This window comes from Parendozoicomonas callyspongiae (assembly GCF_023502345.1).
Classification (GTDB): Bacteria; Pseudomonadota; Gammaproteobacteria; order Pseudomonadales; family Endozoicomonadaceae; genus Sansalvadorimonas; species Sansalvadorimonas callyspongiae.
Map to the genome: position 1 here is coordinate 130,385 of NZ_JAMFLX010000003.1, position 14,384 is coordinate 144,768.

The following is a 14,384-nucleotide window of genomic DNA, read 5'->3' on the forward strand; positions in this document are numbered from 1 at the left end:
TGAACATTTTTTCGCTTAAGCACCCGGGCAGTTGCTTTCGTATGTTGTGGCGAGTGGATTTTTTCACCCTTCAAGGCGCAACGCCGGGAGCGTAGCCGTAGCTACGTGACCAGAGTTGCAACGCTGTAAGGGTGGAAAAAGACGCCGCCAGAATATATGAAAGCAACTGCCGGGTACTTATGACTGTTCACGCATACGAAAAAGCCCGCATCAATGATGCGGGCTTTTGAAAATGGTGGGTCGTATAGGATTCGAACCTATGACCAATTGGTTAAAAGCCAACTGCTCTACCAACTGAGCTAACGACCCACAAACAAACAACTACGCAAGTTGATTGCTTTTACTCTCTATAAGAGAAATTTGGCTCCCTGAGCTGGACTCGAACCAGCGACCCAATGATTAACAGTCATTTGCTCTACCAACTGAGCTATCAGGGAACGAAAATGGTGGGTCGTATAGGATTCGAACCTATGACCAATTGGTTAAAAGCCAACTGCTCTACCAACTGAGCTAACGACCCATAAACAAACAGCTACGCAAGCTGATCGTTTCTAAAAGTGGCTCCCCGAACTGGACTCGAACCAGTGACCCAATGATTAACAGTCATTTGCTCTACCAACTGAGCTATCGGGGAAGCATGCGGTGATGCTCTTACCTCTCGGTCAACAACCCGGCGAACCGCGTCGTTGTCATCACTCAACGGCGGCGAATGATAATGACTCTGAGATTTTCGTCAAGTCCTTTTTACAACAGCGGCCGCATACTTACGGCATATTACAATCAGAGTTCGCCAAACTCGTACAAATTTCACCCTGAAAACTGAAAAGGGCAGCATACGCCACCCTCTCAGGATATTTCCGTGAGATTTCAGTCAGTTAATTAAGAGCTAGCTGAAAACCACCTTTTCTTCTTTCACATCCATTTTAATTGTGGAACCGGGTTCATATTTTCCAGCCAGAATGGATTGCGCCAGAGGGTTCTCAATTTCCCGCTGAATTGCACGTTTGAGAGGACGGGCCCCATAGACGGGATCAAAGCCTGCATCCACCAGCAATGCCATGGCTTTATCAGAAAGTTCCAGAGACAACTCGTTTTCAGCCAAGCGCTTGCACAGACGATCCAGCTGAATACAGGCAATGCCCGCAATCTGCCCCTTCTCAAGAGGATGGAAAACCACCAACTCATCAATGCGGTTTACAAACTCAGGCCGGAAGTGCTGACCCACAACATTCATCAAAGTGCTCTTCACGGTTTCAAACTCATGATTATCCAGAGTCTGGATTAGGTCTGACCCCAGGTTTGAAGTCATCACAATCACGGTATTGCGGAAATCAACAGTTCGCCCCTGCCCATCGGTCAGTCGGCCATCATCCAGCACCTGCAGCAGAACATTGAAGACATCAGCATGTGCTTTCTCGACCTCGTCCAGCAAAACCACACTGTACGGACGACGACGTACCGCTTCTGTCAAATAACCACCTTCCTCATAACCAACATACCCGGGAGGCGCACCCAAAAGACGGGCAACAGAGTGCTTCTCCATAAATTCGGACATATCAATCCGAACCACGGCATCTTCAGTATCAAACAGGAATTCCGCCAAAGACTTGCACAGCTCTGTTTTGCCCACCCCGGTTGGGCCGAGGAACATAAACGAGCCATTGGGCTTGTTAGGATCAGAAAGTCCAGCCCGGCTGCGGCGTACTGCATCAGCAACAGCCTGTACGGCTTCATGCTGACCGATAACCCGGTTATGCAATGCCTCTTCCATGCGCAGCAGCTTATCGCGCTCGCCTTCCAGCATTCGGTTTACAGGTATACCAGTCCAGCGGGAGACAACCTCTGCAATTTCCTCGTCTGTCACTTTGTTGCGCAGTAACTGCATTTCGGCAGATTCGGCATCCTGCGCCTGCTGAATGCGCTTTTCGATTTCCGGAAGCTTGCCGTACTGAATCTCTGACATCTTCGCCAGATCACCGCTACGGTTGGCAGCATCCAGCTCCAGAAGCAGCTTCTCTTTCTCTTCCTTCAGCTTGTGGGCACCCTGGAGAACTGCTTTTTCGGCCGTCCAGATTTCCTCTAGGTCGGAAAACTCTTTTTCCAGCTTACTGATTTCACCATCCAGATCCTGCAGGCGTTTCTGAGAGACTCTGTCTTCCTCTTTTTTCAGCGCTTCCTTCTCAATTTTCAGCTGAATCAGTTTGCGCTCCAGCTTATCCATGGATTCAGGTTTGGAGTCCATCTCCATCCGGATACGGCTGGCAGCCTCATCAATCAGATCGATAGCTTTATCCGGCAGCTGGCGATCGGTGATATACCGATGGGACAATTTAGCAGCCGCGATAATGGCCGGATCTGTGATATCCACATGGTGGTGAACTTCATAGCGCTCTTTCAAGCCACGTAGAATAGCGATGGTGTCTTCCACACAAGGCTCATCGACCAAAACCTTCTGGAAACGACGCTCAAGGGCTGCATCTTTCTCAATATACTGACGGTACTCATCGAGAGTGGTGGCACCGACACAGTGCAACTCCCCTCGAGCCAGAGCTGGCTTAAGCATATTTCCTGCATCCATGGCTCCTTCGGCCTTACCGGCACCCACCATGGTATGCAGCTCATCAATAAACAGAATGATCTGACCTTCCTGCTTGGCAAGGTCGTTCAGAACTGCCTTGAGGCGCTCTTCAAACTCACCCCGGTATTTGGCACCTGCTAACAAAGCCCCCAGATCGAGGGAGAGAATTCTCTTATTGCGAATACCTTCCGGCACTTCACCATTGATAATCCGCAGAGCCAAGCCTTCCACAATGGCAGTTTTACCAACGCCAGGCTCACCGATCAGCACCGGATTGTTCTTGGTTCGACGCTGCAACACCTGGACTGTGCGCCGAATTTCATCATCACGACCAATCACCGGATCAAGTTTGCCCTGCTCGGCACGCTCAGTCAGATCAATCGTGTATTTCGACAGTGCGTTACGGCTATCTTCTGCGTTAGGGTCATTAACATTCTCCCCGCCGCGCAGGTTTTTGATTGCTGTTTCCAGGGCTTTTTTGCTGACACCCTGATCCCGCAGCATCTGACCAAGCGGGCCACCTTCTTCCATCATCACCAGCAGCACACATTCACTGCTGATAAACTGATCTCCATCCTGCTGCGCTCTCTTGTCAGCAAGATTCAACAAACGAATCAAAGGATGTGAGGGCTGAATATCGCCGGTAGGATTCTTTACAACGGCAACTTTGCCCAGAATATCTGCCAACCCCTGGTAGATGGTAGCAATATCAAAACCCACCTGAGACAGCAGTGGCTTTACCGCTCCACCCTGCTGCTCAAGCATGGTCTGCAGCAGGTGAGCAGGTTCAATACTGTTATGGTCTTTACCTACTGCCAGAGACTGTGCGTCTGACAGGGCTGCCTGAAGCTTGCTGGTTAGACGCTCGGCGCGCATAGCTTTTCCCTCATCGCCAGAATTTCATTTTCTATTTTTCTATATGGCGACTAACGGAAAAAATTCAACTGGGTTGATTTACTCAACCCAGATTGCAGAAACCATCCGGCCAGAAGCGGCGCCATCACGGCGATAGGAGTGGAAAAGTTCATCTTCAATCACTGTGCAGAGACCTCCGCCAGTGATATCAGTGATACCCAACCGATTCAGACGTTGCCGAGCAATCAGATAAAGATCTCCAAGCCACCGGTCACCCTCACCGCTGACAAAGGCCTTTTCCGCTTCAGGTGCTGCCTTGATAAAGGCTTCACGCACTTCCGGCCCCACCTCAAAACAACGGCGACTGATTGCTGGCCCCATCCAGGCCATCAATTGCTCGCCTGACTCCCCCATTGCTTTCACCGTGGCTTCCAACACCCCATCACAGAGACCTCGCCAGCCTGCATGGGAAGCCGCCACTTTGGTACCGGATTTATTACAGAACAGCACTGGCAAACAGTCAGCCGTTAAGACTGTGCAGGGAATGCTTCTCTGGTCTGCCCAAACCGCATCCGCTTCAACTCCATATTTCGAGTCAGCCGACACAACGTTAATACCATGCACCTGAGTCGCCCAGCAGGGCTGCTGTTTCCAGCCCCACTGTTGAACCAAATCTTCACCCCAGGAGGATAACCACTGCTTACGCCGGGCAGGAAAGTCAGGTTCATTCCGTTCTCCCATTGGCGGCCCAACCGGACTGATGGGTTTGGTAGAAACAAATGCCTTTACGCCAGAAGGCGCAGCCCACTCAGGAAGCAGATAGTTATCCTTCAGAGTCATACTGTTTCGAGCTCCATATCCTGATCCAGAACATCAAGGAAAGTCTGGAAATCTTCAGGCAGTTCAGTTTCCCACTCCATATAGTCGCAGGTATAGGGATGCACAAGACCAAGGCGACGGGCATGCAGCGCCTGACGATCAAAATCCTTGATCGCCGTCGTCAGTTCCTGGGTTGCCCCCTTTGGGAAACGTGGCGGCCCGCCATACAGGCTGTCACCCACCAGCGGGTAGCGCAGATGACTCATATGCACACGAATCTGGTGAGTACGACCGGTTTCCAGTTTCAGCTGGATATGAGTATGCCCCTTGTAGCGCTGCTCCACCCAGTAGTGGGTAATGGATGGTTTACCACCATCAGTGACTGCCATTTTCAAACGGCTGGTCGGATGACGACCAATCGGTTGATTAACAACTCCACCAGCACTCATCACGCCAAAAACAATGGCCTCATACTCACGACTAACGGTCCGCTCCTGCAGTTGAGCTACCAGATCATTCTGAGCCTGCATGGTTCGTGCAACCACCATAAGGCCGGTGGTGTCTTTATCCAAACGATGAACAATACCGGCACGTGGTACAGAAGCCAGCTCCGGGTAACGGAACAGCAAACCATTCAGAAGGGTACCCGACCAGTTACCCGCCGCAGGATGAACAACCAGGTCACGCGGTTTATTAATCACGATGATATGATCATCTTCGTAAACCACATCCAGAGGGATATCCTCTGGTTCCCAGCGATCTTCCTCCTCCAGCTCTGCCTCCAGCCGCAGCTGCTCCCCGCCATATAATTTATCCCGGGGTCGAATTGTTTTTCCGTCGACAGTCAGCGCTCCGGCACGAATCCAGTCCTGCAGACAGGAGCGGGAATAGTCAGGAAAAACCTTGGATGCGATCTGGTCCAGGCGCTTCCCTCCCAGGTCGGCAGGAACGGATGCTTCCAGGATTATCTTTTCAGCCATAAATGAAACTAGAATCCCTATAACAACTGAATATAACAGCGTGTATCCGGTCAATGCAGACAGACATACCCAATGACCTGAATCATCATCGGAAACACGCCTGACAAGATCAAACCCGGATAGCTTGGGATTAGCCCCATGCTGTGATTAAATAGAACGATTAACGCAGTTTATCACAGCATGTCTTACTCCGGGACGGACGGACTGCAGCGGGAACGCACCTCAGGGATAACCCATGCGATCAACAAAACATATTCTTATTCTGGCCATGACCTTAGTTCTGACAGCCTGCTCCAGCACGGAAACCAAGGTGCCGGAGAACCTCACTGAAGCAGAGCTTTATGAACAATCTTCCCAAGCATTGAGCAGCGGGCTTTACTCCGTTGCTGTCGACAAGCTTCGCATCCTGGAATCCAGATACCCATTCGGCCCCTTTGCCGAACAGGCCCAGCTGGATCTGGTTTACGCCTATTACATGAGCACTGAGCCAGAAGCTTCCCGTGCTGCAGCCGAGCGTTTTATCCGCCTGCACCCACAGCACCCAAATGTTGATTACGCCTATTACATGCGTGGTCTGGCTTCCAATACTGCCGACCTCGGCCTGCTGGAACGCTATGTTCCCGTTGACCTGTCACGTCGTGACCCAGGTCAGGCCCGCCAGTCATTTAACGAATTTGCCGAACTGCTGCGTCGCTTCCCGGAGAGCCGTTACGCTCCGGATGCCCGTCAGCGCATGATCTACCTGCGTAACCGCCTGGCACGCTATGAAATGCATGCTGCTGATTACTACCTGAAGCGCAAGGCATATGTTGCCGCTGTAAACCGTGGACGTTATGTCGTTGAGCACCTGCAGGGCACACCTTCCACTGAAGAAGCTCTGGCAGTCATGATTGAAGGTTACCAGCACCTTGGTCTGAATCAGCCAGCTGATGAAGCCCTTCTGGTTCTGAAAACCAACTTCCCTGACAGCACACTGATCAATGCCGAGGGTGAATTTATCGGTCGTCGCATTTATAACGATGTTGATCCATCCCTGCTGAACACTGTGACATTTGGCCTGATTGGCAGCAATGATCCAGCACCACGCCAGCGCTCTGAAGTCATTGAGGAAGAAGAGGATTCTTCCATGCTGAGCACTGTAACATTTGGCCTGTTCGGTAACGATGACGAAGATAAGTCTGAAGCTGTACCCGAACCTCCCAAGCCATAGGCTATAAACTGTTTCACAATATGCCTACAGGTAAAAAAGGGTCTGACTAGTCAGACCCTTTTTCATAATCACTTTTCTTGAGAGTTAATCGTGACCACAACAGTCAAGTGCCCCCACTGCAGCAAACCAGTTGAATGGAAGTCAGAGAATAAATATCGCCCATTCTGCTGCGAACGCTGCAAAATGATTGACCTTGGAGCCTGGGCAGCTGAAGAGCACAAAATCCCTGGAGCCAGTCAATACGATGATCTCATGTCAGAATCACTGGATGATCCTAACTACAAGTAAAAGCAAAAGCGGCAAGCCAAACTAAGCATGCCGCTTCAACCTTTCTCAAGAAACTATGACCACCAGGCGGAGATTGCTGCAATACCCTGTGCACCAAGACGACAGGCCTGGACAAGATCGTTATCCCTCATACCGCCCAGGCAATAGACCGGAAGTGTTGCGTTCTCAATCATTGGCCCCACCTGCCCCCAGCCCAGAGGATTAGCTTCTGGATGAAAAGATGTTTCCTCAACAGGAGACAGCGTGGCAAAGAAAGCACCAACCTCAGAAGCCTGCACTAATTGCAAACCACTATGACAGGACACTCCGACAATTTTCCCACCGGAGTGCTTCCACCCTTCCTTATGCAAACTCTCAAGCTGAGAGCTGGTGAGGTGAATACCACCAACTGAATCATCTTCCAGCCATTCCAGCTCGCCTTTTACTATCAGCTTGCTTTCATGACCGGAAAACAGAGGAACTAAAGATTCCACACACTCCCGGTATTGTTCTTTATCCAGCCAGGGAGCCCTGAACTGAACCAGTGAAATTCCCATTCTGAGAGCAGAAGAGACTTTATCGATCAGTTCGCTTTTATCCCGAAATGATCCAGTGATTAAATAACGTTCAGGCAATATTGCCGCATTCAGAATAGGGTGATTGGCAGCAGGAAACTCATAATCCCGCAGCTGCGCCTTATCCACCCATTCAATGGGCTGCCCTTCCCGCCCATGTGCCTCTCCGGAAAATGCTGTAACCGTCCAGACATCCAGCAAAACAGATTTATCTGAGTAATCGTAACGGATTTTTATCAGAGGCTCATACTCAGAAGGCAGAATCCCAAGCTCCTCTTCAAGCTCACGACAGAGCGCGCCTTCTATTCGCTCTCCAGGTTCCACTTTACCTCCAGGAAACTCCCAAAGACCACCCTGGTGCTTATCAGCGGGTCTTTCAGCGATTAATACACGCTCTTCACTATCAAGAATGACAGCAGCTACGACATGAACCGTCATCAGGTACGATACTCTGCGTTAATGGTGACATAGTCATGGGACAGGTCAGAGGTCCAAACCTGTGTTTCTTTCTCTCCCAGACCCAGAGAAATTCGAATTGTATAGGCTTCCTTATCCACAACAGCCTGCCCATCTTCCTCCCGATAGGTAGATGCTACACCACCCTTCTCTGCAATCAGAACACTATCCAGCCAGATGCGTATATTCTCAACATCAAGATTATCAACAGGTGCCCGGCCAGCTGCCGCCAGAATTCGTCCCCAGTTGGGATCAGATGCAAAAAGTGCTGTTTTCACCAAAGGCGACAGAGCCACAGTATTAGCAACTGTATGTGCCTGCTCCACAGATTCCGCTTCATCCACTGCAACAGTGACAAACCGGGTAGCACCCTCACCATCCATAACCAAGGCTTTGGCCAACTCCTGACAAATATCAGCAATAGCTTCAGCCACCTTCCCAAAGAGAGGATGGTTTCTACTATTAATCAGTTCATTACCGGCGGTACCGGTTGCAACCAGAATACAGGAGTCGTTTGTTGAGGTATCACCATCAATGGTAATTCGGTTGAAGGTGTTGTTCGAAACGTCTTCCAAAAGCTCTTGCAGCAGTGGCTGAGCAATAACTGCATCTGTGGCGATATAGGCCAGCATGGTTGCCATATTGGGATGAATCATCCCGGAGCCCTTGGCAATACCGGTAACGGTGAAGATATGACTTCCACTGCGAACTTGGCGGGAAAAGCCTTTGGGGCGGGTATCTGTGGTCATAATGCCTTCCGCTGCCTGCCACCATCCGTCTTCGGATAGCGCATCAACACAGCCGGGCAAACCTTTTTCTATTCGATCCACTGGCAGGTACTCACCAATAACACCAGTAGAAAAAGTCAAAACCTGCTCGGTCTTACAACCAAGAAGCTCAGCCAGGTTTCTTGTTGTAGAAAGAGCATTCTGTATTCCTCTTTCCCCTGTGCCGGCATTGGCATTACCGGTATTCACCAGCAACGCACAGGGCGAGTGATTCACTCTTTCTTTCGAAATAACGACAGGAGCCGCACAAAATTTATTCTGGGTAAAAACTCCGGCAACACAGGCTGATTCAGGCCAGGTCATAACCACTAGATCACGTCGATCCGGATACCGGATTTCAGCTTTGACCGTACCAAGTTTGAACCCTTTAACTGGGTGTAACGTACCTGAAGGTGCAGCGCCAGTTGCCATACTCTCCCCACCTATTTACAAGCTTGTAATCGTTTTTTTAATTCTCAAGGTGCATCAGGATATATGATTTAACGGGCAATAACCTCAACTTCTGGCTCTAACACTAGGGGGCGTTCTCAATTAAACATCGACTCAGTGACTCTAAAAGCGGCCAGATGTTAGAAGGGCTTGTGAAAATCGTAGTTATTCTACATTGAGCAAGCCCGACGCAGCTGACGTTTGTGCCCTCTGGGTATGGCCGCTTTTAGAGTCACCCGCAGGGCGCTTTCGAGAGTTCCTGTAAGCTTCGTTGTAGCGCCTTGAAAGGCAACAAGCATTCCTGCGGCACTACGCCTCGTTACAGAAACTCTCTAAAGCGCTGAGTTCGATGTTTAATTGAGAACGCCCCCTAGTCAACCCAGGCCATATACAAAAAAGCCCCGCATCATCTTTAATGCAGGGCTTTTTATTTGATCAATAGCTAGACAATTTTACCGTGGCACTGCTTAAACTTCTTGCCGGAACCACAGGGGCAGGGTTCATTACGTCCGATCTTACGACCATCGCGTACAAAGGTTTCTACCGGCTGAGGCATACCTTCTTCAGCAGCCTGCTGGGATTCACCTTCAAGAGCCACAGCCTGCTCATGCTGGAATTGCATGCGGCGAGCCAGTTCTTCACGACGCTGACGCTCAAGCTCTTCAGTCTGATCATCCTGCTGCACCTGAACATGAGACAGAACACGGATAACTTCGTGCTTGATATCTGTCAGCATCTGGGAGAACAGCTCAAATGCCTCACGCTTGTATTCCTGCTTGGGGTTCTTGGCGGCATAACCACGCAGGTGAATGCCCTGGCGCAGGTAATCCATGGTGGACAGATGTTCTTTCCACTTATCATCCAGAATCCGCAGGAGGATATGCTTCTCGAACTGACGCAAGGCTTCTTCGCCAGCCACCTGCTTCTTGGTCTCGTAAGACTCTACAACAGTCTCAAGAATACGATCACGCAGACCATCTTCATCCAGAGCATCTTCCTCATCCAGCCATTTCTGGATAGGCAGGGCTTCGTTCAGCTCAGCAGCAATACGCTTGCTCAGACCTGAAATATCCCACTGCTCTTCCAGACTCTGAGGAGGAATAAATTCATCAATGATGCTGTTAACAACTTCAGCGCGGATATTCACCACACTTTCAGAAACATCTTCCGCTTCCAGAAGATCGTTACGCTGGGTGTAAACCACTTTACGCTGATCGTTGGCAACATCATCGTATTCCAGCAGCTGCTTACGAATATCGAAGTTACGGCCTTCAACCTTACGCTGAGCCTTTTCGATAGCGTTGCTCACCATGCGGTGCTCAATTGCTTCACCCTTTTCCATACCCAGCGCTTTCATAAAGTTCTTCACCCGGTCAGAGGCAAAGATACGCATCAGGTTATCTTCAAGGGACAGGTAGAAACGAGAAGAGCCTGCATCACCCTGACGACCGGCACGACCGCGCAGCTGGTTATCGATACGACGGGATTCATGGCGCTCAGTACCGATGATATGCAGACCACCAGCAGCCAGAACACCATCATGACGCGCCTGCCATTCAGCCTTCAGCTTATCTAGCTGCTCCTGACTTGGGTTATCAAGTTCAGCAGCTTCCGCTTCCCAGTTACCACCCAGAACAATATCGGTACCACGACCCGCCATATTGGTCGCAATAGTAATGGCACCAGCACGACCAGCCTGAGCAACAATTTCTGCCTCACGCTCATGGAACTTGGCGTTCAGAACTTCGTGAGGAATCTTGGCTTTTCTGAGAGCACCAGAAAGGAGTTCAGAGGATTCAATGGAAGCTGTACCCACCAGAACCGGGCGATCCGCTGCCATGGTTTCGCGAATATCCTGAATAATGGCCTCGTACTTCTCTTCAAGAGTGAGGTACACGAGGTCATTCATATCCTTACGGACCATAGGCTTATGAGTTGGGATAACAACTACATCCAGACCGTAGATCTGACGGAATTCGTAGGCTTCTGTATCCGCAGTACCGGTCATACCGGACAGGGTTTCATACAGACGGAAGTAGTTCTGGAAGGTTGTGGAAGCCAGAGTCTGGCTCTCAGCCTGAATGGTTAAACCTTCTTTGGCTTCCAGTGCCTGGTGCAGACCTTCCGACAGACGACGACCATGCATGGTACGACCGGTATGTTCGTCAACCAGCAGAACATCCTGCCCCTGAACGATGTACTCAACGTTCTTCTGGAACAGAGTGTGAGCCTTCAGAGCCGCCTGGGCGTGGTGCAGCAGACTCAGGTTCTGAGATGCATACAGACTCTCACCTTCAGGCAGCATTCCCTGTTTGGTCAGCATCTGCTCGATATATTCGTGACCGGATTCAGTCAACTCAACCTGACGGGTCTTCTCATCAATGATGTAGTGACCAATCTGATCTTCGGTAGGCTCATCTTCTTCCTTGAACTCTTCCATCTGGCGCTTCAGGCTGGGCACCAACTTATTCATGGTACGGTACAACTCAGAGCTGTCTTCAGCCGGCCCGGAAATAATCAGAGGAGTTCGGGCTTCGTCGATCAGGATGGAGTCAACTTCATCGACAACAGCAAAGTTCAGCCCACGCTGGAACTTGTCTTCCTTACGGAAGGCCATGTTGTCACGCAGATAGTCAAAACCGAATTCATTGTTGGTGCCGTAGGTGATATCGGATTGGTATGCGGCACGCTTCTCGTCAGGATTCTGCTGGGGAACAACAACGCCAACAGTCAAACCCAGAAATTCGTACAGTGGACGCATCCAGTCAGCGTCACGGCGAGCAAGGTAGTCGTTCACGGTAACAACATGAACACCTTTACCACTCAGAGCATTCAGATAAACCGGCAGGGTTGCCATCAGGGTCTTACCTTCACCGGTACGCATCTCAGCGATACGACCTTCATGCAGGGTAATACCACCGATCATCTGTACATCGAAGTGGCGCATTCCCATAACACGACGACTGGCCTCACGGCAGACGGCAAACGCTTCCGGAAGCAGTTTATCAAGCTCTTCTCCGCCACGGGCACGCTCAGCCAGCTGCAGGCTGCGCGCCTTCAGCTCGTCATCGGTCAGGCTTTCAAGTTCACCCTCAAGCTCTCCGATCGCTTTTACCCGCTTGCTCATTCTCTTGAGCTGACGGTCGTTCTGACTACCAATAATTTTTTTGATGAAGGATGACAACATGTTTGTTAAATGCCTGAAATATCCGAATTCATTTCGCTCGCATCAGCGACTTGCCCGGTAAACATACCTTGACGGATTTACCTGACGTCCATTAACCAGTACTTCAAAGTGAACATGGGGCCCGGTTGATCGTCCGGAGCTACCCATGTGACTGACAGTCTGTCCCTTACTGACGATATCCCCAACCTTCACCAGGATTTCCTTGTTATGGGCATAGCGGGTGACATAACCATTACCATGATTAATTTCAACCAGCAGTCCATAACCACTGCGTTCGCCAGACCAGGTGACGACACCTGAACCAACAGCAATTACATCAGAACCTTCCTTACCGGCAAAGTCGACCCCCTGATGGAGGGCTGGACGACCGGTAAACGGATCTGTGCGACGACCAAACGGTGAAGACATCCAGCCTTTCTTGATTGGTCGGCCAGCAATATAAAGATCATCCTGAAGGCTGCGCCCTAACAGCATTGATTCAAGGACTTCCAGCTGTTCCGCCTTACTGTCAATGCGGGCAGCCAGTTCATCAATCTGATCAGAAAATCCAGGGGGTTGGTAAGCCGTGCCGGATTCCTGGGAATCCTCAGGGCCACCTAAAGCGGGGGGGGTACCAAAATCAAACTCATCACCAGTGAGATCAGCCATAGTAACCAATCGCTCACCCAGCGCATCAAGACGCATGAGCTGCCCCTGCAACTGGGCTATCTGTACAGACAGTGCATCCAGTTCGACAGCAGATTCATTGCGAAGTTTCTCAACAGCTTTACGCTGACCGGCTAATTCTTTCTGCCAGTTTTCGAGCTCCCGGGCACTCATGGACCCTGTCGAGTTAATATCCATATAGTGCCAACCAGCTACAAAACCAGCGGTGACAAGAGAAGCTGAGAACAGACAGGCAACCCACGCCAGTCGCACACCATTCAACCAGAAGGTGCGACTCTTGCCATGGGGATGTCTAACAACGATTATCTTCATTGCTGCCTGAATCCACTCATTAAGAATCTGTACGATCCAACTCACTGCGACAACAAAATAATTTTTTACGCAATGAATACTCAAATTATACAAAACCATTTCAACAGCTTAAAAAAAACTGCTGCGGCTAGTTGCAAAGGTGGATACTACCAGATTAACAGCCAGTGTGCGGCACACAATAGCATTCTGACAATCCCCCTCGCAACCATAGCTCACTTGAACGAACGTGCATAAAAAAGGCCATCATAAGATGGCCTTAAAAGAGAGAGATCAGATTCGGATCAGACAATAACGGCAGTTGGACGGGCATAGGAGATAGGAGCTTTGGCAGCGTCATCAAAGGTCACTACTTCCCATGCAGACTCATCGGCGATCAAGGCGCGCAACAGCTTGTTGTTGAGAGAGTGACCGGACTTGTGACCGATAAACTCACCAATCAAACTGCTGCCCAGCAGATACAGATCACCAATAGCGTCCAGCATCTTGTGCTTGACGAATTCATCTTCGTAGCGGAGACCATCTTCATTCAGGATACGGTACTCATCCACCACGATTGCGTTATCGACACTACCACCCAGAGCCAGATTCTGGGAGCGCAGGAATTCGATATCACGCATAAAACCAAAGGTACGGGCACGACTGACTTCTTTAACAAAAGAAGTACTGGAGAAATCGATACTGGACTGCTGAGTCAGACCACGGAAAACCGGGTGATCGAAATCAATCGTAAAGCTAACCTTGAAACCATCAAAAGGAACGAAGGTGGCAGTGATATCACCATCTTCCACCGCTACTTTCTTCTTGATACGGATAAACCGCTTGGCAGCAGACTGCTCTTCAATACCAGCAGACTGGAGCAGGAATACGAAAGGACCGGCACTGCCATCCATAATAGGGACTTCATGGGCAGTGACTTCAACATAGGCATTATCAATACCAAGACCGGCCATTGCAGACAGCAGGTGCTCAACCGTATCAACACGCACACCGTCCTTCTCGAGGGAAGTACTGAGTGTCGTCTGCCCGACATTCATCGCCCTGGCCGGAATTTCAACCACAGGATCAAGATCCGTGCGGCAGAAAACAATGCCGGTATCAACAGGAGCAGGCTTCAGAGTCATATAGACCTTCTCGCCTGAGTGCAGACCAACGCCAGTGGCGCGAATAATATTTTTAAGTGTACGCTGTCTGATCATAATGCAGCCGTAAAGCCTTTATATCTGCCGTATGCCGTTATTTGGCGCGAAGCCAAACTGCAAGTC

At 50.2% G+C, this 14,384-nt stretch carries 10 protein-coding genes and 4 tRNA genes; 2 read left to right on the forward strand and 12 right to left on the reverse strand.

The genetic code is table 11. The features are described from left to right. Positions 1 to 233 precede the first annotated feature (233 nt). From M3P05_RS03215 to rluD, 7 genes are all read right to left on the reverse strand, one after another. Positions 234 to 309, reverse strand: a tRNA-Lys gene (locus M3P05_RS03215). A gap of 52 nt (positions 310 to 361) precedes the next feature. Then, positions 362 to 437, reverse strand: a tRNA-Asn gene (locus tag M3P05_RS03220). Positions 438 to 444: 7 nt separating this feature from the next. Continuing rightward, a tRNA-Lys gene (locus tag M3P05_RS03225) sits at positions 445 to 520 on the reverse strand. A 38-nt stretch (positions 521 to 558) separates the two neighbouring features. Continuing rightward, positions 559 to 634, reverse strand: a tRNA-Asn gene (locus M3P05_RS03230). A gap of 252 nt (positions 635 to 886) precedes the next feature. Next, positions 887 to 3,454, reverse strand: coding sequence for an ATP-dependent chaperone ClpB (clpB, locus tag M3P05_RS03235; RefSeq protein WP_249697786.1), 2,568 nt, complete (start codon positions 3,452 to 3,454; stop codon positions 887 to 889). Between the two features lie 78 nt (positions 3,455 to 3,532). Continuing rightward, a complete protein-coding gene (gene pgeF / locus M3P05_RS03240; RefSeq protein ID WP_249697787.1) occupies positions 3,533 to 4,273 on the reverse strand; it encodes a peptidoglycan editing factor PgeF in 741 nt (246 codons plus the stop codon). Then, complete coding sequence (gene rluD, locus M3P05_RS03245) at positions 4,270 to 5,232, reverse strand: 23S rRNA pseudouridine(1911/1915/1917) synthase RluD (protein ID WP_249697788.1); 963 nt, start codon at positions 5,230 to 5,232, stop codon at positions 4,270 to 4,272. Before rluD ends, pgeF begins: the two co-directional genes overlap by 4 nt. 235 nt (positions 5,233 to 5,467) lie before the next feature. Between rluD and M3P05_RS03250 the strand changes: the two genes are divergently transcribed. Both M3P05_RS03250 and yacG read left to right on the forward strand, forming a co-directional pair. Then, complete coding sequence (locus M3P05_RS03250; RefSeq protein ID WP_249697789.1) at positions 5,468 to 6,442, forward strand: outer membrane protein assembly factor BamD; 975 nt, start codon at positions 5,468 to 5,470, stop codon at positions 6,440 to 6,442. A gap of 90 nt (positions 6,443 to 6,532) precedes the next feature. Then, entirely contained in the window at positions 6,533 to 6,730 is a 198-nt protein-coding gene (gene yacG, locus M3P05_RS03255) for a DNA gyrase inhibitor YacG (RefSeq protein WP_408635853.1), read from the forward strand. A 53-nt stretch (positions 6,731 to 6,783) separates the two neighbouring features. On the opposite strand, the gene M3P05_RS03260 is transcribed toward yacG, so the two are convergent. From M3P05_RS03260 to lpxC, 5 genes are all read right to left on the reverse strand, one after another. Then, positions 6,784 to 7,722: a Nudix family hydrolase gene (locus M3P05_RS03260; protein ID WP_249697790.1), complete on the reverse strand. Its 939-nt coding sequence runs from the start codon at positions 7,720 to 7,722 to the stop codon at positions 6,784 to 6,786. After that, positions 7,722 to 8,939 carry a bifunctional glutamate N-acetyltransferase/amino-acid acetyltransferase ArgJ gene (gene argJ, locus M3P05_RS03265; protein ID WP_249697791.1) on the reverse strand — a complete coding sequence of 406 codons (1,218 nt, stop codon included), beginning with the start codon at positions 8,937 to 8,939 and terminating at the stop codon, positions 7,722 to 7,724. Before argJ ends, M3P05_RS03260 begins: the two co-directional genes overlap by 1 nt. Before the next feature lie 460 nt (positions 8,940 to 9,399). Further along, entirely contained in the window at positions 9,400 to 12,144 is a 2,745-nt protein-coding gene (gene secA, locus M3P05_RS03270) for a preprotein translocase subunit SecA (protein WP_283777657.1), read from the reverse strand. A 42-nt stretch (positions 12,145 to 12,186) separates the two neighbouring features. After that, complete coding sequence (locus M3P05_RS03275; protein WP_249697792.1) at positions 12,187 to 13,122, reverse strand: M23 family metallopeptidase; 936 nt, start codon at positions 13,120 to 13,122, stop codon at positions 12,187 to 12,189. Between the two features lie 281 nt (positions 13,123 to 13,403). Then, on the reverse strand, positions 13,404 to 14,318 hold the full coding sequence (gene lpxC, locus M3P05_RS03280; RefSeq protein ID WP_249697793.1) for a UDP-3-O-acyl-N-acetylglucosamine deacetylase: 915 nt from the start codon (positions 14,316 to 14,318) through the stop codon (positions 13,404 to 13,406). Between the last annotated feature and the right edge of the window lie 66 nt (positions 14,319 to 14,384).

Bases quoted from the DNA above. Each gene is read 5' to 3' on its own strand.
- M3P05_RS03250 (WP_249697789.1), top strand. From the start codon at position 5,468: ATGCGATCAACAAAACATATTCTTATTCTGGCCATGACCTTAGTTCTG.
- secA (WP_283777657.1), bottom strand. From the start codon at position 12,144: ATGTTGTCATCCTTCATCAAAAAAATTATTGGTAGTCAGAACGACCGT.
- clpB (WP_249697786.1), bottom strand. From the start codon at position 3,454: ATGCGCGCCGAGCGTCTAACCAGCAAGCTTCAGGCAGCCCTGTCAGAC.
- rluD (WP_249697788.1), bottom strand. From the start codon at position 5,232: ATGGCTGAAAAGATAATCCTGGAAGCATCCGTTCCTGCCGACCTGGGA.
- lpxC (WP_249697793.1), bottom strand. From the start codon at position 14,318: ATGATCAGACAGCGTACACTTAAAAATATTATTCGCGCCACTGGCGTT.
- M3P05_RS03275 (WP_249697792.1), bottom strand. From the start codon at position 13,122: ATGAAGATAATCGTTGTTAGACATCCCCATGGCAAGAGTCGCACCTTC.
- pgeF (WP_249697787.1), bottom strand. From the start codon at position 4,273: ATGACTCTGAAGGATAACTATCTGCTTCCTGAGTGGGCTGCGCCTTCT.
- argJ (WP_249697791.1), bottom strand. From the start codon at position 8,939: ATGGCAACTGGCGCTGCACCTTCAGGTACGTTACACCCAGTTAAAGGG.
- M3P05_RS03260 (WP_249697790.1), bottom strand. From the start codon at position 7,722: ATGACGGTTCATGTCGTAGCTGCTGTCATTCTTGATAGTGAAGAGCGT.